The organism is Xaviernesmea oryzae (genome assembly GCF_900109605.1).
In the GTDB taxonomy this organism is placed as follows: Bacteria; Pseudomonadota; Alphaproteobacteria; order Rhizobiales; family Rhizobiaceae; genus Xaviernesmea; species Xaviernesmea oryzae.
In genome coordinates this window covers 94,366-112,474 of the sequence record NZ_FOAM01000012.1, presented here as the reverse complement: position 1 = coordinate 112,474, position 18,109 = coordinate 94,366, and the positions used below count along the sequence as shown (strand labels likewise).

The 18,109-nt window shown below is 65.7% G+C and carries 15 protein-coding genes; 10 read left to right on the top strand and 5 right to left on the bottom strand.

Annotated elements, in window-relative coordinates; all coding sequences use genetic code 11:
- Positions 1-195: 195 nt before the first annotated feature.
- Both BMX61_RS15850 and BMX61_RS15845 read right to left on the bottom strand, forming a co-directional pair.
- Positions 196-1,200, bottom strand: coding sequence for a GlxA family transcriptional regulator (locus BMX61_RS15850; protein WP_075626211.1), 1,005 nt, complete (start codon positions 1,198-1,200; stop codon positions 196-198).
- A 228-nt stretch (positions 1,201-1,428) separates the two neighbouring features.
- Entirely contained in the window at positions 1,429-4,797 is a 3,369-nt protein-coding gene (locus BMX61_RS15845) for a DEAD/DEAH box helicase (RefSeq protein ID WP_139198945.1), read from the bottom strand.
- 442 nt (positions 4,798-5,239) lie between these two features.
- Between BMX61_RS15845 and BMX61_RS15840 the strand changes: the two genes are divergently transcribed.
- Positions 5,240-6,667 (top strand): FAD/NAD(P)-binding protein, encoded by a 1,428-nt coding sequence (locus tag BMX61_RS15840; RefSeq protein ID WP_075626125.1) that lies wholly within the window; start codon positions 5,240-5,242, stop codon positions 6,665-6,667.
- 74 nt (positions 6,668-6,741) lie between these two features.
- Positions 6,742-7,041, top strand: a complete 300-nt coding sequence (locus BMX61_RS15835) for a hypothetical protein (protein ID WP_075626126.1) — start codon at positions 6,742-6,744, stop codon at positions 7,039-7,041.
- A 191-nt stretch (positions 7,042-7,232) separates the two neighbouring features.
- Here BMX61_RS15835 and fabG read toward each other — a convergent pair whose 3' ends face one another.
- Positions 7,233-8,006: a 3-oxoacyl-ACP reductase FabG gene (gene fabG, locus BMX61_RS15830; protein ID WP_075626127.1), complete on the bottom strand. Its 774-nt coding sequence runs from the start codon at positions 8,004-8,006 to the stop codon at positions 7,233-7,235.
- A 308-nt stretch (positions 8,007-8,314) separates the two neighbouring features.
- Here fabG and BMX61_RS15825 point away from each other — a divergent pair, with 308 nt between their 5' ends.
- The 8 genes from BMX61_RS15825 (at position 8,315) to BMX61_RS15790 (ending at position 15,710) form a co-directional block, all read left to right on the top strand.
- The gene (locus BMX61_RS15825) at positions 8,315-9,451 is read left to right on the top strand and encodes an ABC transporter substrate-binding protein (protein WP_234794710.1); all 1,137 of its coding nucleotides are present in this window, start codon (positions 8,315-8,317) and stop codon (positions 9,449-9,451) included.
- Between the two features lie 29 nt (positions 9,452-9,480).
- The gene (locus BMX61_RS15820; RefSeq protein WP_075626129.1) at positions 9,481-10,611 is read left to right on the top strand and encodes an ABC transporter ATP-binding protein; all 1,131 of its coding nucleotides are present in this window, start codon (positions 9,481-9,483) and stop codon (positions 10,609-10,611) included.
- Position 10,612: 1 nt separating this feature from the next.
- On the top strand, positions 10,613-11,512 hold the full coding sequence (locus BMX61_RS15815) for an ABC transporter permease (protein ID WP_092742829.1): 900 nt from the start codon (positions 10,613-10,615) through the stop codon (positions 11,510-11,512).
- A 5-nt stretch (positions 11,513-11,517) separates the two neighbouring features.
- A complete protein-coding gene (locus BMX61_RS15810) occupies positions 11,518-12,324 on the top strand; it encodes an ABC transporter permease (RefSeq protein WP_075626130.1) in 807 nt (268 codons plus the stop codon).
- Positions 12,325-12,334: 10 nt separating this feature from the next.
- Positions 12,335-13,036, top strand: a complete 702-nt coding sequence (locus BMX61_RS15805; RefSeq protein ID WP_075626131.1) for a cysteine hydrolase family protein — start codon at positions 12,335-12,337, stop codon at positions 13,034-13,036.
- A gap of 100 nt (positions 13,037-13,136) precedes the next feature.
- Positions 13,137-13,814 carry an adenosylcobinamide amidohydrolase gene (locus BMX61_RS15800; RefSeq protein WP_075626132.1) on the top strand — a complete coding sequence of 226 codons (678 nt, stop codon included), beginning with the start codon at positions 13,137-13,139 and terminating at the stop codon, positions 13,812-13,814.
- Positions 13,811-14,572 (top strand): DeoR/GlpR family DNA-binding transcription regulator, encoded by a 762-nt coding sequence (locus BMX61_RS15795; RefSeq protein ID WP_075626133.1) that lies wholly within the window; start codon positions 13,811-13,813, stop codon positions 14,570-14,572. The genes BMX61_RS15800 and BMX61_RS15795 overlap by 4 nt, the downstream gene beginning before the upstream one ends.
- Positions 14,573-14,600: 28 nt before the next feature.
- A complete protein-coding gene (locus BMX61_RS15790; RefSeq protein WP_075626134.1) occupies positions 14,601-15,710 on the top strand; it encodes a DmpA family aminopeptidase in 1,110 nt (369 codons plus the stop codon).
- 65 nt (positions 15,711-15,775) lie between these two features.
- On the opposite strand, the gene BMX61_RS15785 is transcribed toward BMX61_RS15790, so the two are convergent.
- Both BMX61_RS15785 and BMX61_RS15780 read right to left on the bottom strand, forming a co-directional pair.
- Positions 15,776-17,467 (bottom strand): FAD-dependent monooxygenase, encoded by a 1,692-nt coding sequence (locus BMX61_RS15785; RefSeq protein ID WP_234794709.1) that lies wholly within the window; start codon positions 17,465-17,467, stop codon positions 15,776-15,778.
- Between the two features lie 5 nt (positions 17,468-17,472).
- On the bottom strand, positions 17,473-17,976 hold the full coding sequence (locus BMX61_RS15780) for a MarR family winged helix-turn-helix transcriptional regulator (protein ID WP_075626136.1): 504 nt from the start codon (positions 17,974-17,976) through the stop codon (positions 17,473-17,475).
- Positions 17,977-18,109: the final 133 nt, after the last annotated feature.

Here is an 18,109-nt window from a genome sequence, read left to right as displayed (position 1 = left end):
TTACGGTGCGCATTTCACGCTCGAATGCTCCTTTAGGTTGTTTCTGTATATTGCTGTCGGTGACAATGTGTAACCTTAAGCTTCCGAATTGGCCGCCGGGATGCCACGTTTTACCTGATCAGCATGGTAGCGCTTGTCGATTGACCTCAGCGCGGCCGCCAGCGGCAAGCAAAGCGCGTGCGCACCCTGTTGCCCTCAGCGCACGGGGCGCCGCGTCGCGCCATCCTCGACACTGGCCGTCTGGCGCAGGCGGGAAGGGGCGATGCCATAGACCCGCTTGAAGGCGCGGGCGAAATGGGCGGCGCTGTGAAAGCCGACATCGAGCGCGATATCGATCAGCGCCGCCGGGGACTGCGACATCAGCGCATGCGCCTTTTTCAGCCGCATGAGATTATAGGCCTGAGCGGGCGACATGCCGAGGCTGACCTGGAAGATCCGCTCCATCTGCCGGCGCGACATGCCGATGCTGTCGGCGATCGCCTCGATCGAGCGCGGGTCTGCCAGGTTCTGCTCCATGGTGATCAGCGCGGCGCGAATGCGCGGATCGGCGGCGCTGGTGTCCAGCGTGTCTTCGAGCGGCTTTCGCGATTGCGTGTCCGTCGGCTTGCGCGCCCGGTCGATCTGCAGCACTTCCAGCGCGTTGATCTCGGCCTTGCGGCTGATCTTGGCGCGCACGAGCGAGGCCGCCATGTCCGCCGAGGCGCTGCCGCCGGCGCAGGAGCCGCGCTGGCCGTCGAAATTATACAGCCGGTCGGAGCGCACCGGATGATCGGGGAAGCGCTGGCGAAACTCGTCATGATGCAGCCAGCTCACGCAGGTCTGGTGCTGGCGCATCAATCCGGCCTCGGCCAGGATGAAGGTGCCGGTGCAAAGCCCGATCAGCGGCACGCGCAGCCTGGCTGCCTCCTTCAGATAGCGCACGGTGTCTTCGTCCACCGGCTTGTCCACCGAAAGCAGGCCGCCGCAGACGACCAGCACGTCGAAGCGGGGCGGGGCGACGAAATCGCAGGTGGGCGCCACCTGCACACCGCAGCTGGAGCGGATCAGCAGCCGCGTGCTGCCCAGCACGTCCCAGTCGGCCAGCACCCGCCCGGAGCGGTCGCGTTCGTCGGAGGCGAGCCTCAGCGTGTCGACGAAGAGCGAAAAGGCCGATAGCGTGAAGGACTTGGCCAGGATAAAGCCGACCTTCAGCTTGCCCACGCCATCGTCCGTCCCGCTTTTGCGTGGGGCGTCCTTTTGTGCCGCGCCCGCCTTGCGTGCGGCGTCCTGGGCTGTCAGAAGATGCGGCAAGCGCGCCCCCGGCGATGATCGCGAAAGCGCCGTGAAACACGGCGCCTGTCATCGTTCCATCATGTTCGCCGGCTGTCCGTCAAGGGTCATCGGCAGGCGAAGGATGGGAGGCGGTGCGCGGCGGGGAGTGACCCAAGCCTAGCCGGACAGGCCGAGAAGATCCTCCAGACGCGCTAACCGGTCGAGACCATCCCGGGTTTCGAGCGGCAGGATCAGCCTGGCATCCTTTTGCTTCAGCGGGCCGGCGGCCTTCAGCCGCTTGACGAGCGTGGCCGGCGGCTTGCGCGACGGCGTGAGCGCCAGCGCCAGCGGTCCGCCTTCGATGGTGGAAAGCCCTACCCGTCGGGCCGCGACGGAAAGCCGCGACAGCCGCAGGAGCAGGCGCGCCTCGTCCGGCGGCTCGCCGAAGCGGTCCTCGATCTCGGCCTCCAACGTATCGATCTCCTCGATACGCGCCGCCTTGAGCAGGCGGGCATAGAGATTGAGCCGCACCGCCGCGTCCGGCACATAATCCTCCGGCAGCAGGCCTTCCAGCCCCAGGCGGATCTCCGGCGTGGCGAAGAGGTCCGCAGCCTTGGCCTTGCCGCCGGCCAGAGCGGCCGCCAGCATGTCCTGATAGAGGCCCGTGCCGATCACCTTGACATGGCCGGCCTGCTCCTCGCCGAAGAGATCGCCGGTGCCGCGCAGGTCGAGGTCGCGGCGGCTGATGGCCAGCCCGTCGCCGAGCCGGTCATGCGCCGTCAGCACGCTCAGACGCTCGCGCGTCTCCTCGGCCATGTCGTCGCTGGCCAGGAGATAGGCAATGCCCTGCGCCCGGCCACGGCCCACCCGGCCGCGCAGCTGGTGCAGCTGGGCAAGGCCGAAGCGATCCGCCCGCCAGATGAAGATCGTGTTGGCGCCGGGCACGTCGAGCCCGCTTTCGATGAGGTTGGTCGACAGGAGAACATCGCCCCGGCCTTCGGCAAACCCCACCACCGCCTCGTCCACCGCCGCCGGCGGCATGCGCCCATGGGCGACGACGACCGAGAGGTCCGGAACGATCCCAGCCAGGATCTCCTTGACCGCGTCGATCTCCTCGATCTCCGGCACCACCAGGAAGGACTGGCCGCCGCGGCGCTTTTCCCGCCGCAGCGCCGTTGCCATGGTGGCGCGGTCGAAGGGGCAGAGGAAGGTGCGCACCGGCCGGCGTCGGGCCGGCGGCGTGGTCAGCAGGCTGACCTCCTGCAGGCCGACCAGCGCCTCCTGCAGCGTGCGCGGGATCGGCGTCGCGCTCATCACCAGCACATGCAGGCCGAGTCCGAGCTTGCGCATCGCCGCCTTGTCGCGCGCGCCGAAGCGGTGCTCCTCATCGATAACGAGCAGGCCCGCACGCGCGAAGTGCACATCCTTGGCTAGGATTGCCGAGGTGGCGACGACGATATCGACCGATCCATCGGCCAGCCCGGCCTTGATGCGCTTGATCTCGGCCGGCTTGACCAGCCGGGAGAGCAGCGCAACCCGCTTGCCGGTGCCGGCAAAGCGCCGCTCGAAGGTCAGGGCATGCTGGCGCGCCAGAACCGTGGTCGGCGCCACCACGATCGCCTGATGGCCGGAAAAGGCGGCGGCCGCAGCCGCGCGCAAGGCAATTTCGGTTTTGCCGAAGCCGACATCGCCGCAGATCAGCCGGTTCATCGGGCGGCCAGAGCCAAGATCGGCGAGCAAGGCGGCAATCGCTGCCGTCTGGTCGCGCGTTTCCGGATAGGGAAAGCGCAGCACGAAACGGTGAAAGGCGCGCTTGTCCGGCACCAGACGCGGGGCCTCGATGCCGGCCCTGATTTTCGTCAGCTTGGCGATGCGCCGGGCGGAGAGATCGATTTCGCGGCTGACCTCCGCGCGCTTCTTCGCCCAGGCCTCGGTGTGCAGCCGGTCGAGCGTCACGGCCTCGCTTGCGGCGCCATAGCGCCAGAGCCGGCCGAAATCGCGCATCGGCACCAGCAACGAGGCGCCGCCGTGATAGTCAAGCCTGGCGGCATCGGTCCGCAGGCCGTCCACCTCGATGGTCTCCAGCGTCTGCAACCGGCCAAGGCCGTGATCCTGATGAACGACGAGATCGCCGAGCCCCAGCTCTTGCGGCTGGAGCGCGGCATCGCCGGTTTCGGAGGTCTGTAGCGCGGCGCCGAAAAGATCCTGCGCGGTGACGATTTCTAGAGACGTTTCGGCATCGCTGAACCCATCGGCCAGCGGCAGCGCGGCCGTCATCAGCGCGCCCTTGGGCGCGGCCTCTGCCGCTTCGAGATCGGCGACCGTGTCGATGGGCGTGTCGAGCCGGCGCGCCAGCCGCTTCAGCCAGGCGGAAAAGCGCGGATGCGCACCGGTCCATAGCAGGCGCGCGCCCGCCTTGCGTCTTTGCGCGACGAGATCTGCCCAGGCGCCGAGATCGCTGGCGGTCGGCCATTGGGCCGGATGTGCGCTTGCGGGCGCCAGGGCCTCGGTCTCATGCGCCCTCAGCGTCTCTTTCCAGTCTGCCTGCGAAAGATAGAGCGAGCCCTGGGCCGGCGGGGCGGCGCCAAGATCGCGCGCGGCGTTGCGGGCGTCCTCGATCAGCGCGATCTGGCTTTCGACGCGGCCTTCGCCATCTTCGGCCAGAAGGCTTTCGGCAAAGAGCAGGCGGGCGGGCGGCAGGATGTCGAGCACCGGCACCAGCGTCTCATAGCGGCGCAGAAGGCGTCGTTCCATGTCGCAGGCCGGCGCGGCGCGGGCGGCTTCTGCCTCCTCGCGTGTCTCGAAGACCAGCTCGCTGGCCGGGCCGAACACCATCTCCTCACGCGTTTCGACCGTTCGCTGGCTCAGCGGATCATAGAAGCGCAGCGCCTCGATGGTGCCGTCCTCGGCCAGCATGATGCGCATCGGCAGGCGGCCGCCGGCGGGGAAGATCTCCACCACCTCGTCGCGCAGCGCCACCTCGCCCGGCTCGTCGACGACGCCGTCGGCAAGATAGCCCATCCGCTCGACGAAATCGGTGAAGCTGTCGCGCTCGAAGGCGTCGCCAACGGCAAGGCTGTAGCGTGCCGCCAGGATGACCTGTTTCGGCGCCACGCGCTGCAGCAGCGCATCCAGCGAGGTGACGAGCAGGCGGCGGTTGCGCCCGCCATCCTCCAGCCAGACACGCAGCGCATCCATCCGCCGGCCCATTGCCTGGCGCGATGGCTCGACCCGGTCATAGGGCAGGCAGTCCCAGGGCGGCAGCAGGATCGGCTCGGCCTCGGGCTTTAGCGCGCAGAGCGCCTCGGCCACGCCAAGCGCCTCGGCCTCGGAACGGGCGACATAGACAAGCCGCTGCGTATCGGCCTTCAACGCGCGCAAGAGATGAAGCGCGATCAGCCCGGCGGGGGCATCGGTCTGCGCAAAGCCAGCCGTCTCGGACTCACCTGCCGGCGCCTCGGCCGGCTCCACCACCGGATCGTCGGTCAGGACGGATGTCGGATGACTGTCCCGATCTCCGGCGAGCCTCGCCGGCGCATCGGCCATGCTTTGCTTGAACGTGGAGGGGGGCGCGATCGTCTGAAGAGAAGAGCCTGCCGGCACGCGGAACCTCATGCATGAAGGGGCGCGCAAGGACGCCCTGATAGCAGCAGAAAGCCGCTGAGAGGGGCATAAGTTCCGGCTTCTATCCAAGACGAAGGCGAAAAAGAAAAACACCGGCCCACGCCGGCAGGCTTTGAAAAATGCATGGTATTTCACTTGTTTAGCGTGGCTTTGAATCGCATCTTCGCATGCAGGGCGCGCCGTCGGGGATGTGCGGCCTGGCTGCCGGATCAAGGCGGCGCCGTCCTTGTGGCTGGCCGGGCGCCGCAATTGGCGCTTGCCTTTGCGCAGAAGATTTCTATTATTTTTGTGGAGTATTAATGGCTGCGCAGGGTTTTGCCCGCCGCGCGTGCTGCAGTGGCTGCGTCAGGAGAGGAGCGCGTTCATGACGGTACAAAATGCCGGATCGCCTGTCAGGCTGGAGGCCGTGGCGGAAACGGGGCAGGCGCGCAGCCTGCCGCGCATCGCCATCGTCGGGCGTGGCTTTACCGGCATCATAACCGCGATTGCCTTGCTGCGGCGGTTTCGCCCGGCCTTTCATCTGGTGCTCTACGATCCCCATCCGAAGATCCATGGCGGCGAGAGCGTCGGGCCGGGCGGCAGTGTGCTGAACAGCCGCGTGCGCGATCTCTCGATCGATCCCGAGGACCGCGCTGATTTCAAGGCCTGGCTGGACGAGCAGGACCGCACCCGCCGCGAGGCCGGAGAGGATGCCGGGGAGGGCGGCACGACCATCGACCCGGCACCCGGCGCGTCCGACCACGCTTTCGTCTCGCGCGAGCTGTTCAGCGCCTATGTCTATCAACGCTTCTCCGAGGCGCTGCGCCAGCGGCCGGATGCCATCGTGCAGATCCGGCCTGAGGCGGTGCTTGGCGTTGCGCGCGATCCGCAAGGCGGGCTGTGGCTGTCGGGGGAGAGCGAGACCGTGCATGTCGGCGCGCTGTTCCTGGCCACCGGCTACGGACTGGCCCCGCCGTTGCAGGCGGAGGCAGGCGCGGCACGGGCCGAACGGGCAATCGTCATTGGCGGCGGCATTCATGCGGTCGATCGCGCCCTGAAGCTGCTCGCTGCCGGCGAGGCCGATCATGTCACGCTGATTTCGGCCTCCGGCTTTCTGCCGCGCGCGCACCGGCGCGATGCCGTCGGTCGCATCGTGCCTGACAGGCCGCTGCCCACGACGCTCAGCGGTGCCTTCCGCTTCCTGCGCGAAGCCGCCGAAAAGGCCGAGGCGGAGGGGTCCGGCTGGCAGGGCATCATGAATGATTTTCGCCTGCGGGCCGGGGCGCTGTGGCAGGGCCTGAGCGCGGAGGAACGCCGGCGCTTCAAGCGCCACGTCAAGCCGATCTATGACAGCCACCGAAACCGCCTGCCGCCCGAACACGACCAACGCTTACGCGCGGCCCTGACCCAAGGCGCGGTGACGGTGAAAAAGGCGCGGGTCGAGCGGGTCGCGCGCAATGGCGTGCTGCTCTCGGTATCCGGCGGGCTGGAGGTGTTGCAGGCCGACAGGGTGATCGATTGCCGCATCCGGCTGACCGACGCCGAGGCACCGCTCTTCCGCGCGCTGCTGTCAAACGGGCTGGTGCGCCGCGACGAGCTGGAGCTCGGCATTCTCGTGGACCCGGCGGGCCGGGCGGTGGATGGCGCATCGGGCTTCCAGGGCGTCTTCGCCATGGGCCCGCTCGGTCTCGGCACCTTGCCGGACATCGATCTCGTGCCTGAGATCGTCGCCCAGGCCTATGCCGCCGCCGCAAGCCTGAGCGACTGGCCTGGCCTGGCCAGCACGACGGCCGATGCGCAGGCTGCCGGCTGAAACCGAGGCGGCCAGGTGCATGGGCGAAGCGTCCTTCGGGCCAATCCCCTTGCGCGGGATCGACCGAGGGACTGATGCAAGGCTTCACCGGTGGCGGCATCGAAGATGCAGGATGCCATGCGGGCGAAGAGCATGCCGCGGGATTCGCGACGCGATCCCGTGACGTCAGTGAAACCAGCGAAGCAACTCAAGGAGGCGTGATGTCGATGCGTTTTCAGAAGCTTGTCGCGAAGTTCCTCGCCCTGCACCGGCCCTACGGGCTGCCGCGCCCTCCGGCCGATGCCGCCGAGCGCGACCGCCCGGACGCCGAGCGTTATGGCCGCGACTATGAGCTCTATTACTGGATGCCGACGGCCGGCAGCTGGTATTATTGAGCGAACCAATCCTGTCCGGTCGCGATGAGCACCTCGCTGCCGCGACCGCTCGCTCCGGGCGGAATGGGCGCGGCTGCGAGCGATCGGGGCTATGACGGTCACCGTCGTTGTCCTGTGGATGACGATTTGCGCTCTGATCTTTGATCCTCGATATCCCCCGCGGATGGGTATCCAATATCAGACGCATTCCGCTAGCCCATGGCCTCCAGCGCGCCGAGCGATTCCGGAAGGATCTGGCCGCCATCGACGACGATCGACTGGCCGGTGATATAGGCGGCTTCCTCTGAGGCGAAGAACAGGGCGGCGTTGGCGATATCGGCCGGCGTGCCGAGCCGGCGAAGCGGGACGGAGGCCTCCATCGCGGCAATATAGTCCGGCCCGTTGCCCTCCAGCCCTTCCGTCATGATGTTGCCGGGCAGGACCGCATTGACGGTGATATTTCTGGGCGCCAGCTCGATGGCCGCCGTGCGCATGAAGCCGAGCTGACCGGCCTTGCTCGCGCCGTAATGCGCCCAGCCGGGATAGCCCGTGATCGGGCCGGTGATCGACGAGGTGATGATGATGCGCCCGGCGCCCGCACTGGTCATGGCCGGCAGAACGGCCGAAACGCTGAGGAACGTGCTTCTCAGGTTCGTCGAGACGACATGGTCGAAGTCGGCAGCCGACATCTCGCCGAGTTTCGCCGCCGGAAAGATCCCGGCATTGGCGCAGAGAATATCGATGGCGCCGTAGCGCGCCAGCGCGGCCTGCGCCATGGCCGCGCAGCCTTCCTCCGTGCTGACATCGGCGGCGAGACCGGAGGCACGCGCGCCGATTTCGCCCGCCACGCCATCCGCATCCGCCTGGCTGCGCGAGACGACGAGGACGTTCAGCCCGGCCTCGCCGAAGCGCAGCGCGATGCCCTTGCCGATGCCCCGGCTGGCGCCTGTGACGATGGCGGTTTTCCCCTGTAGTGACTTCAACATTTTCAGCCCCCTTTTATGTTGCGATTGGCCCGTGACAGGCATGGCGCTGCCCGAAATTTCGGCTCCCGATTAAAAGCTCGGCATCTTCACGCGTCTTGCTGCACAAAAGAAATGCAAAGCAATTCTCGTATTTTAGCTATGGGTGCGGGCCTGGTTTCGGCAGCGCCATGCCATTTTGCGCAATGCACAATGGCGAAGAAAATTTATGTTGTAAATCACACATTATTGCGACACAGTTCCAACAAAAAACGCTGTCGAGCGCGGCCGGACCGACCAGAGACACCGACCAGAGACAAGGGGAAATGACGATGAAGATTTCCAGGCGCAACCTGATGCAGATGGCGGGTGCCGCTGCCCTGGCCGGTCCTTTGGCCTCGGCCACGCGCGCCTTTGCCGCGCGCGACAAGGAGCTGAACATCCTATGCTGGGAGGGCTATAATTCGGCCCAGGTGCTGGACCCGTTCCGCTCCAGCCACGCGGCCACGGTCAAGGCGGAAAGCCTGACCAATGACCCGACGATGATCAACCGCTTGCGCGCCGGCGAAACCAAGCTCTGGGATCTCATCAACGTCAACAATCCCTGGGCGCGCAAGGTCATGGCCCCGGCCGGCCTGATCAAGCCGCTGCCGCGCGCGGAGTTCGAGCCATACTTCGACGCGATGCTGCCGAACTTCAAAGCGCCCTATCGCTGGGCCATGAGCGACGACGGCAAGGACCTGCTCGGCATGGCGCAGCGCTTCGGGCCTTACAGCTTCGTCGTCAACACCGACAAGATCAGCAAATCGACCGCCGAAGAGCAGGGATGGGACCTGTTCAACGACCCCTCGATTGCCGGAAAATACGGCATCCAGGAGTCGGAGGACTGGAACGTCTTCAACATCTTCCTGATCGCCGGCATCAATCCGTTCAAGCCGCATGGCGAAGACGATATGAAGGCCTTTTCGGCAACGGCTGAGAAGGTCTTCAAAGGCGCCAAGATGGTGGGCGACATGGCGTCGCTGAACCAGGCGCTGGTGTCGGGCGAAATCGACCTCTACATGACCGGCGGCACCTATTCGGTCTCACCGGCCCGCGCCGACGGCTATCCGAACCTGCGCGCGGTCACGCCGCTGAAAGGGCCGATCGACGGCAAGGGCGGCATCTCCTGGATCGAGATCACGTCCACCGTCAACAATCCGGACCTGTCGCCGCTGGCGACCGAATTCCTGAAATATGTGCAGGCCCCCGAGGTGGCGCACACCGTTGCCTTCGCGGAAGGCACCTTCAACCCCGTCAGCCAGATGGGCAATCCCAAGTGTTTCGAGCTGTTCACGAAAGACGAGCTGGAAGCGATCCAGTGGGACACGCTGGAGGAGGATATGGCGCGCTCTGCCGAGTACGACATCGTGCCGGATTATGACAAGGCGCTGGAACTGCTGACGGCCGCCAAGCGGCTTCGCGGTTGAGCCGGACAGGATCGGACGGAGCAAAATACATGAGCGTCGCGATGATCTCACCCCCTTTGAGCGAAGCTGAAACCGATGCGGGCGCGGCCACCCTGGCCAAGGCGGTGCCGGTTCTGCAGCTCGTCGATGTCCGTAAGACATTCGGCGATTTCGCCGCCGTCGACGGCATCGATGTCGATATCAGGGAGGGAGAGTTCGTCACGATCGTCGGCCCCTCCGGATCCGGCAAGACGACGCTTCTGCGCATGCTCGCCGGCATGGAGGCGCCCTCCTCGGGCTATATCACGCTGCGGGGCGAACTGATCAACGACGTGCCGGCCGACAAGCGGCCGACATGTCTCGTCTTCCAGTCGCTGGCGCTTTTTCCGCACAAGACGGTGGGCGAAAACATCGAGTTTCCGCTGAAGGTGCGCAAGATGCCGGCGGCCGAGCGCAAGCGCCGCGCGCTCGACTTCATGCGCATGGTGCGCCTGCCCGAGCATTATTACGCGAAGAACGTCATGCGCTGCTCCGGCGGGGAAAAGCAGCGCGTGGCGCTGGCACGCGCCTTTGCCTACGATCCCGACGTTCTGTTTTTCGACGAGCCGCTGTCGGCGCTCGACTACAAGCTCAAGAAGGTGCTGGAAAAGGAGCTGAAGGATCTCCACCGCGAAAGCGGCAAGACCTTCGTCTACATCACCCATTCGCTGGAAGAGGCCATGGTCATGTCCGACCGGGTCGGCGTGATGAGCCGGGGCCGACTGGTGCAGATCGGAACGCCGGAGGATATCTACACCCGGCCGGCGACGCGCTTCGTCGCGGAGTTCTTCGGCGAGGTGAACAGTTTCCCGGTCAAGCGCATGCCCGATGGCGGCTGGACGCTTGCCGAGGGCGGACCGATCATCGTCGCGCCCGTCGACACCGCGATGGGAGACACGGCAACCGTGATCGTGCGGCCGGAAACCATGCGCTTCGTCACCGGTCCATCGCGTGCCGACAATCTGATCTCCGGCAAGATCTACAATGAATATTCGCTCGGCTCGCGCATGCAGTATCAGGTGCATGCGGGCGAGCGGATCTATCTGGTCGAAGTCGCCCGTGCGGCGGCCTCCGGCCTGGTTGCCGGCGATGCGGTGACCATCGGCTGGGATGCGCGCGATGCGATCCTGGTGGGAGACTGAGATGAGCGTCCTCACCGCCTCTCATGAAGAAGCCGCCGCCAAGCCGAGCCATCTTGCGATCCCGGCCGGGCTGCGCGCGGCCGCGCCGGTCATCCTTCTTCTCGTGCTTGGCTTTCTGGCACCGCTCGTGACCGTCGCGGCCTATGCCTTCGCCACGCCGAAGAGCTTCGACGTGTTCCGCTCCTTTACGCTGGCGAATTTCGCGGCCATCGTCGAACCGTCGAATACGGTCTGGACATCCTTCGTCTGGTCGCTGTCCTATGCGCTTGCGACGACGATCCTGCTTGCGATCATCGCTTATCCGATCGCCTATGGCCTCAACCGCATGTTCGGCAAATGGGCAGGTCTTGTCAGCGTGCTCTTCGTCTTTCCGCTGTTCGTCTCGGAAAATGTTAGGCTTTACGGCTGGGTCCTGTTCTTCATCAAGAACGGCGTGCTCGATGGCGGATTGAAGTGGCTGGGCCTGGCCGGCGGCCCGGAGGTGCTCTACACGCCCGGCGCCATCCTGTTCGGCATGCTCTATGTCTACCTGCCCTTCATGCTGTTTCCGATGACGCTGGGCCTCGCCATGATCCCGAAGGATCTGGTCGATGCAGCGCGCGATCTCGGCGCCGGCCGCCTGATGATCTGGCGCGAGATCGAGCTGCCGCTCGCCATGCCCGGCATTCTGATCGGCATGCTCTTGACCTTCGTGCTCGGGGCCGGCGCCATTGCCGAGTCCAAGATCCTCGGCGGCCAGTCCGTCATCACCATCGCGCAGGACATCGAGATCGCCTTCACCTACGCACAGAACTGGCCGCTCGGCTCGGCACTTGCCCTGCTCTTGGTGGTGATCGTCAGCGGGCTGGCGCTGTTCATCCTGTCCAGGCTGGACCTCGATCGTATCCTCGGCCGGAGATAAGGCGCATGGAAACCCGTTCGCACATTCAGCTTCGCGCCCTGGTCAAGGTCTGGACCGCCTTCGTTGTCTTCGCCCTCTATCTGCCTGTTGTCTGCGGCGCGCTGGCGGGCCTGTCGAAGGGGCGCTATTTCGGCTTTCCGATCCGGATCTTTTCCACCGAATGGTGGGAGAAGACCGTGGCGTCGCTGGAAATCCAGACGCTCGTGCAAAATTCCCTGCTGATTGCGCTGATCGTCACGCTGGTGTCGGTGTTCTTCGCCTTTTTCGGCGCGCTGGCCTTCGCCCGCTATGACTGGAAGGGAAGGCGGCTGTTCCAGAAGGCCATCCTGCTGCCGATCTTCTTTCCGCAGCCGGTGCTCGGGCTCGCCCTGCTCTTGTGGTTCAACGCGCTCGGCATCAATCCGAGCTGGCAGACCGCCGTCATCGCCCATCTCGTCTGGATCGTTCCGGTGGTGACGCTTGTCATCGCCATCCAGGTCTACTCCTTCGATCCGACGCTGGAGGAGGCGGCGCGCGACCTTGGGGCCAGCCGCTGGTTCATCCTCAAGGAGATTACCCTGCCCATCCTGTGGCCGGGCATCTGGTCCGGCGCGCTTTTCGCCTTCCTGCTCTCCTGGGGCAATTTTCCGCTGTCGCTCTATACCGCCGGTGTCGATTCCACGATCCCGAAATGGCTTTACTCGAAGATGGTCGCCGGCTATTCGCCGATGGTGCCGGCGCTCGGCACGATGAGCACGCTGTCGGCTGCCACCCTGCTTCTGGCCGGCGGGCTTGTGATCACGCTGCTGCGCCGCCGCCGGCGTGATGTATGAGGAGGCTGGCGTGAACTGGAAAACCGAGCGACGATCCTTCTATTACAAGGGAGCGCCGGAACCCGAAGATCCCGTGCTGGAAAAAGGCCGGGTGGCCCTGCTCGTCATCGACATGCAGAACACCTATCTCGACCGGCCTGATCCTGCCGGCCTTTCGGGGGAGGCGCTTGCCCGCTACCACGCCTGGACGCCGTTCCACACGCGCATGCGGGAGACGGTGATCCCCAACAATCAGCGCCTGCTGGAGCGCTTCCGGGGAGTTGGGCTCGACGTGCTCTTCGCCCGCATCGCCTGCCTGCGCGCCGATGGCCGCGACCGGTCGCTGAGCCAGAGAAAGCCGGGCTGGAACAATCTTCTTTTGCCAAAGGACGAAGAGGCCTCGCAGATCCTGGCGCCGATTGCACCGCGCGCCGACGAAATCGTCGTGACGAAAACCACGGATAGCGCGTTGACCGGCACGAACCTGCGGCTCGTACTTGCCAATCTGGGCATCACGCATGTGGTCTGCAGCGGCATTTTCACCGACCAGTGCGTCTCCTCCACGGTGCGCAGCCTCGCCGACGAAAGCTTCGACGTGATCGTGGTGGACGATGCCTGCGCGGCCGGCTCGATGGATCTGCATGTCAGCGAGCTGGAGCGGCTGCACATGATCTACGCCAATGTCATGACGACCGACGAGCTGCTTGGCTATCTGCCGCCCCCAAGGCCCTGACGGGCCAGAGAGCAGCGTCTTGACGGGCGGAGAAAGAGAGGACGGGATGGCCTGTGCTGCGCCCTTGTGCCGGCCTGCCGTTCTTGACAGAAATTGAGCCATGGGCACACCCACCATCACCCTTAAGAACGACATTCTCGCGGTTCGCTTTGCTGCGCAGCAATGGATGTTGAGCTGGTCGCTGACGCGGCCGGGTTTCGTGCAGGCCGATACGGTGGCCTGGCTTCACGTGTCGCAGGCGGATCTGCCCGTTGGCGTCGATCCCGCCGGCTTGCTGCGCGGCCGGATGGCGGCGGCCGGGCATGACGCGGCGGTGCAGATGATGACCTCACGCGATCTGCGCCGGCATCACGCCGTCACGCGCCGGTCGGGCGATATCAGCGCTTTCTGCCTGGCCACGGTGGGGCTCGGCAATGCCGGCCGGGTCGGCCATCCCTCCCTGCCTGCGGCAAAACTCGGCACCATCAACCTCGCCGTCCAGGTGGACCAGTGCCTCGACCAGGCGGGACTGATCGAGTCCCTGTCGATTGTGACGCAAGCGCGCACGGCGGCTGTCATGGACATCGGCTGGACGATCGATAACGCGGTGGCGACGGGCACCGGCACGGATTGCATCGTCGTCGCCTGCCCGACGCAGGGCCTTGCGCAGACCTATGCCGGCCTTCACACCGAGATCGGCGCGGCGCTCGGGACGGCGGTCTATGAGGCGGTGCTGGCGGGCGCGCGCGAATGGGTGGCGGAAAAGACCGGCCAGCAGCAGATGGGCAATCCAGGATGAAGAAGCCAAAGAGTATCCGCCAGGAGCGCATTCTCACGGAACTCAACCAGGCCCCGAGCCTGCGGGTTGCCGAGCTCGCGCGGCGTCTGGACGTCTCGACGGAAACCATCCGCCGCGATCTGGACGAACTGACCGAACAGGGCCTGCTGAACCGAACCTATGGCGGCGCGGTGCGATCGCTGTCCACCGAACCCTCGGTGACCGAGCGGCACACGCTGTTCGTCGCCGAGCGCGAGCGGATCGCGCGCGCGGCCGTGCAGATCCTCAAGGGTGCGCAAGTGCTGATGATCGGCTCCGGGTCGACCACGGTGCACACGGCACGGCGCATTGCCGTGGAGATGAAGAACATCACCGTCCTCACCCATTCCTTCGGGGTCGCCACTGTGCTTGCGATCAATCCGACGATCAAGGTGGTGATGCTGCCGGGCGATTATCACGCCACCGAGGGCGCCACCGTCGGCGCGCATACCGTTGCCTTTCTCTCCGGCTTTTATGCGGAATTCGCCATTCTCGGGGCGAGTGGGCTTGGCCCGGACGGACCGTCCGATGCCCTCCTGGAATGCGGCGCGGTCTATACGACCATGGTGGCGCGCTCGGCGCGCACGCTGGTGGTGGCCGACCATTCCAAGCATGACCGGCTGTTTCCGGCCCGCTATGCGGCCTGGAGCGCGGTCGGCGATCTCGTCACCGATCAGGCGCCCGCCCAGGCGCTGCGGGACTGTCTTGACGCCAATGCCGTCAGGCTGACGCTCGCTTGATTGTCCGTTCACGCCGGGGATCGCCTTGATGACAACAGAACCCGCCAATCCCGCCCGCCGGGCCCGCGATTTCGGCATCCCCTTCGAGGGAACGCCGGGGCCTTTGAACGCACTCACCGATGTGCCGGGTATTCATGTCGGCTTTTCCACCGTGAGGGAGGAGACACCTCGGCCCGGCCGACGCCTGCCGGTGCGCACCGGGGTGACGGCGATCCTGCCGCATGCCGCCGCCGCCGAGCCCATTCCGGTCTTCGCCGGCATCCACCGGTTCAACGGCAATGGCGAGATGACCGGGTCGCACTGGATCGAGGATGGTGGCTATTTCCTCGGTCCCGTGCTGATCACCAACACCCACAGCGTCGGGATCGCGCATCACGGCGCGGTGCGCTGGATGCTCGACCGCTATGCCAGCACCTATGAGGGCGACGACGCGCTCTGGATCCTGCCGGTCGTGGCCGAGACCTATGATGGCCGCCTCAACGACATCAATGGCCAGCACGTGACGCTGGACCATGTTCTCCAGGCCCTCGACGGCGCGGCGGCCGGCCCCGTGGCGGAAGGCAATGTCGGCGGCGGCACGGGCATGATCGCCTATGGGTTCAAGGGCGGCACGGGCACGGCCTCGCGCCGGATCACCATCGGCGGGTCGCCCTATATGCTGGGCGCATTGGTTCAGGCCAATCACGGCCAGCGCGATTGGCTGACGATCGCCGGCCGGGCCATCGGCCGGCAGCTTTCCCAGCCGGATCCGGACCTTGCCGAGCGCGGCTCGATCATCGTCGTTCTCGCCACCGATCTGCCGCTGGGCCCGCATCAGCTGCAAAAACTGGCCCGGCGCGGCGCCATCGGCATCGGCCGCAACGGAACGATCGGAGGAAACAGTTCCGGTGATATCTTTCTCGCCTTCTCCACCGCCAACCAGCATCCGATGCGCCACAAGGCCGGACCCATGCTGACGATGACCATGATCAATGACGACGCGCTCGATCCAGTCTACCAGGCGGCGGTGCAGGCCATCGAAGAAGCCGTGTTGAACGCGATGGCCGCGGCGCAGACGACCGGCGGCACGCCCTATGACCGCTGCCTGATCGAGGCGCTCGATATGGAGGCCGTCGCCCGGTTGCTGGCCGCAAGCTGATCGAGCTCGACGACGGATGGTCGGCTTCGTGCCTCAAACGCCGATGATCCGGCTCCAGGTGCGGCTCATCGCGCCGCGCCGAAGTTGCGCTGACAATAGGCTTTCAAGAGATCCGGCCTGTCCGCCGGCCCGCGAAAGGCGATGTGCCCATCCGGGCGGATGAGGATCAAGGCCGGCTTTCCCGACAGGCCATAGGCGGCATGCGCGGTATCGTCGAGATCCGACAGGCTGACGATGTTCGCCGAGGCAGGCAACGCGGCGCCGAGCACCAGCCTTGGCCGTATCCATTTCCAGTCCTCGGCCGCGGCGATGGCCGCCTCCAAGGCGCTGAGTGCCTCCGCCCTGCGTCCGTCGAAGGCGAGAAGCGACCAACCCCAGCTGATGCCGTCGGGATTGGTGATCTGCGCGAAAAGCGTGGTCGAGGCGCCCTCTGCCGTCACAAGCTTGCAGTCGGGCGCGCGGTCGCCGGCATGCGGCGCGCGACGATGCAGCACATCGCCAAGACCGCGAAGATGATCGTCACTCAGCGGACTTTCGGGGTAGGCGACCGACAGTTGCTGGAGATCGTCGGTGCCTTGCAACAGGGTGCCGATGCTTGGCAGAAGCTTGGCCGCGACGTCGATGGCGGCATCCTTCACCCGGCCGCGATAGACGCTATTGTGGAAACCCTTGGCCTGGCGGTCGTCCAGCGCACGATGTTCTCCACCGCGCTCCTGGTCATAGGAATCCAGAAGCGGGGGCATGGCCTGTTCCTGCAGCACCATGGCGAGGCGCCATGCGAGGCCGACGGCATCATGCAGACCGGCATTCATGCCCTGTCCACCGATTGGCAGGGTGCGATGACCGGCGTCGCCAACGAGAAAGACCCTGTCGCGCGCATAATGAGCAGCCACACCGTGCTGGAACCGGCTGTGCGTGAGCCAGATCGGATCGGTCAGCGTCAGCGTTTCGTCCTCGGTCACCTCGCGGGCAATGGCCTGCATCTCTTCCAGCGTCGGATCGCGGTCGGGAATGCCGGTATCGTCGGCGAGGAAGAACAGGCGATGATAGCCGCCCCAGACCGGCAGCACCCCGCAAAAGCCTTTCGGATAGTAGAAGAACCAGAGCTGGTCGAAATCCGTCGACCGCCGCCAGGAAAGCTTGGCGTCGACCTGCCGGTTCATGCAGTTCGGCAGCTTCTCCGGCTCGAAATCGAGCCCGAGGAGGCTGCGCACCAGGCTGTCGCCGCCATCGGCTCCGACGAGATAGCGGCACCGCAGCGTCTCGACCGGACCGTCGCTTTCCACATGCGCGGCATCCTCCTCATCGTCGGGCGCGGCGGCGATCGTCGCGGTCACCCCGTCCGCATCCTGAACGAAGCTGACAAGCCGCCGGCCGCGCTCGACGCGCCCGCCATGCGCTTCGATCTGGGCGGTGAGGGTCTTTTCGATGATGTCCTGCCCGCTGTAGAGCACCTTACCATAGGGGCTGTCGACATCGGCGATCTCGACGGGATCGACCGGCTGCCCGTTGATCATCGTGCTGACGCTGGTGATGCTATAGGCCTTTTCGGCAAGGGCATCGCGAATGCCGATGCCGGCCAAAAGCTCCTGCGGCCGGGCCCAGAGATTGTTGGCCCGCGAATGCGGCTTTGGCGCGTGACGCTGCTCGATGATGCGAAAGTCGATCCCGTGATGCGCGAGCGCACAGGCCAGCACAAGGCCGACGGGGCCGCTGCCGGCAATCAGGATGTCCGTGTCGAAGGCGTTCTGGGACATGCGGGTCATTCCTCATTTTCAATGGACAGTGTCGGGTCGTTCGAGGGCGTGGCGGACTGCGCCAGCTCCTCCAAGATGAGGTCGCGCATCTCGCCCAGCACGGCGAGCGCCGTTGCCAGGCGCTCCGTGCCGATCCGCTCGATGATGCGTTGATCGACGGCTGCGGCCGCGCCTTCGGCGGCCTCCAGCGCTGCGCGGCCATGGGCGGTGAGTGCTACGAGCCTTGCTCGCTGGTGATGCGGGTTCGGCTCAAGCGCGACATAGCCACGGGCGGCCAGGAGATCGACGACGCGCTGCACGCCCTGGCGGGTCAGCCCCATATTGCGCGCGATCTGCGCGACGGTGAGCGGCGCCGGCGCATAGCCGAGCGCACCCATCACCTGCCACCACGCTGTGGTCAGCCCAGCCGGGCGAACCAGCCTGTTGCCCATGTCGATCAAATGCCCGTTCGTCGCAAACAGGGTAATGACGAGATTGCGGACGAGCGGAAAATCAGGGTCTCTCTTCATGCAAGCGTACCTGGATCATGACAACATGTTGTCAATCCCCCGAGCCGCACAATTGGCACCCTGCGCTTTGGCCCTTGGCGAACGACACTTCGCTTGTCCTTTCTTACGCAAAACGGAGCCCTATCTCCTCCGC

What these genes read in the sequence shown, in the direction of transcription:
- BMX61_RS15845 (WP_139198945.1), bottom strand. Translation starts at nt 4,797, where the DNA reads ATGGCCGATGCGCCGGCGAGGCTCGCCGGAGATCGGGACAGTCATCCG.
- BMX61_RS15840 (WP_075626125.1), top strand. Translation starts at nt 5,240, where the DNA reads ATGACGGTACAAAATGCCGGATCGCCTGTCAGGCTGGAGGCCGTGGCG.
- BMX61_RS15835 (WP_075626126.1), top strand. Translation starts at nt 6,742, where the DNA reads ATGCAAGGCTTCACCGGTGGCGGCATCGAAGATGCAGGATGCCATGCG.
- fabG (WP_075626127.1), bottom strand. Translation starts at nt 8,006, where the DNA reads ATGTTGAAGTCACTACAGGGGAAAACCGCCATCGTCACAGGCGCCAGC.
- BMX61_RS15825 (WP_234794710.1), top strand. Translation starts at nt 8,315, where the DNA reads ATGAAGATTTCCAGGCGCAACCTGATGCAGATGGCGGGTGCCGCTGCC.
- BMX61_RS15820 (WP_075626129.1), top strand. Translation starts at nt 9,481, where the DNA reads ATGAGCGTCGCGATGATCTCACCCCCTTTGAGCGAAGCTGAAACCGAT.
- BMX61_RS15815 (WP_092742829.1), top strand. Translation starts at nt 10,613, where the DNA reads ATGAGCGTCCTCACCGCCTCTCATGAAGAAGCCGCCGCCAAGCCGAGC.
- BMX61_RS15810 (WP_075626130.1), top strand. Translation starts at nt 11,518, where the DNA reads ATGGAAACCCGTTCGCACATTCAGCTTCGCGCCCTGGTCAAGGTCTGG.
- BMX61_RS15800 (WP_075626132.1), top strand. Translation starts at nt 13,137, where the DNA reads ATGGGCACACCCACCATCACCCTTAAGAACGACATTCTCGCGGTTCGC.
- BMX61_RS15795 (WP_075626133.1), top strand. Translation starts at nt 13,811, where the DNA reads ATGAAGAAGCCAAAGAGTATCCGCCAGGAGCGCATTCTCACGGAACTC.
- BMX61_RS15790 (WP_075626134.1), top strand. Translation starts at nt 14,601, where the DNA reads ATGACAACAGAACCCGCCAATCCCGCCCGCCGGGCCCGCGATTTCGGC.
- BMX61_RS15785 (WP_234794709.1), bottom strand. Translation starts at nt 17,467, where the DNA reads ATGTCCCAGAACGCCTTCGACACGGACATCCTGATTGCCGGCAGCGGC.
- BMX61_RS15780 (WP_075626136.1), bottom strand. Translation starts at nt 17,976, where the DNA reads ATGAAGAGAGACCCTGATTTTCCGCTCGTCCGCAATCTCGTCATTACC.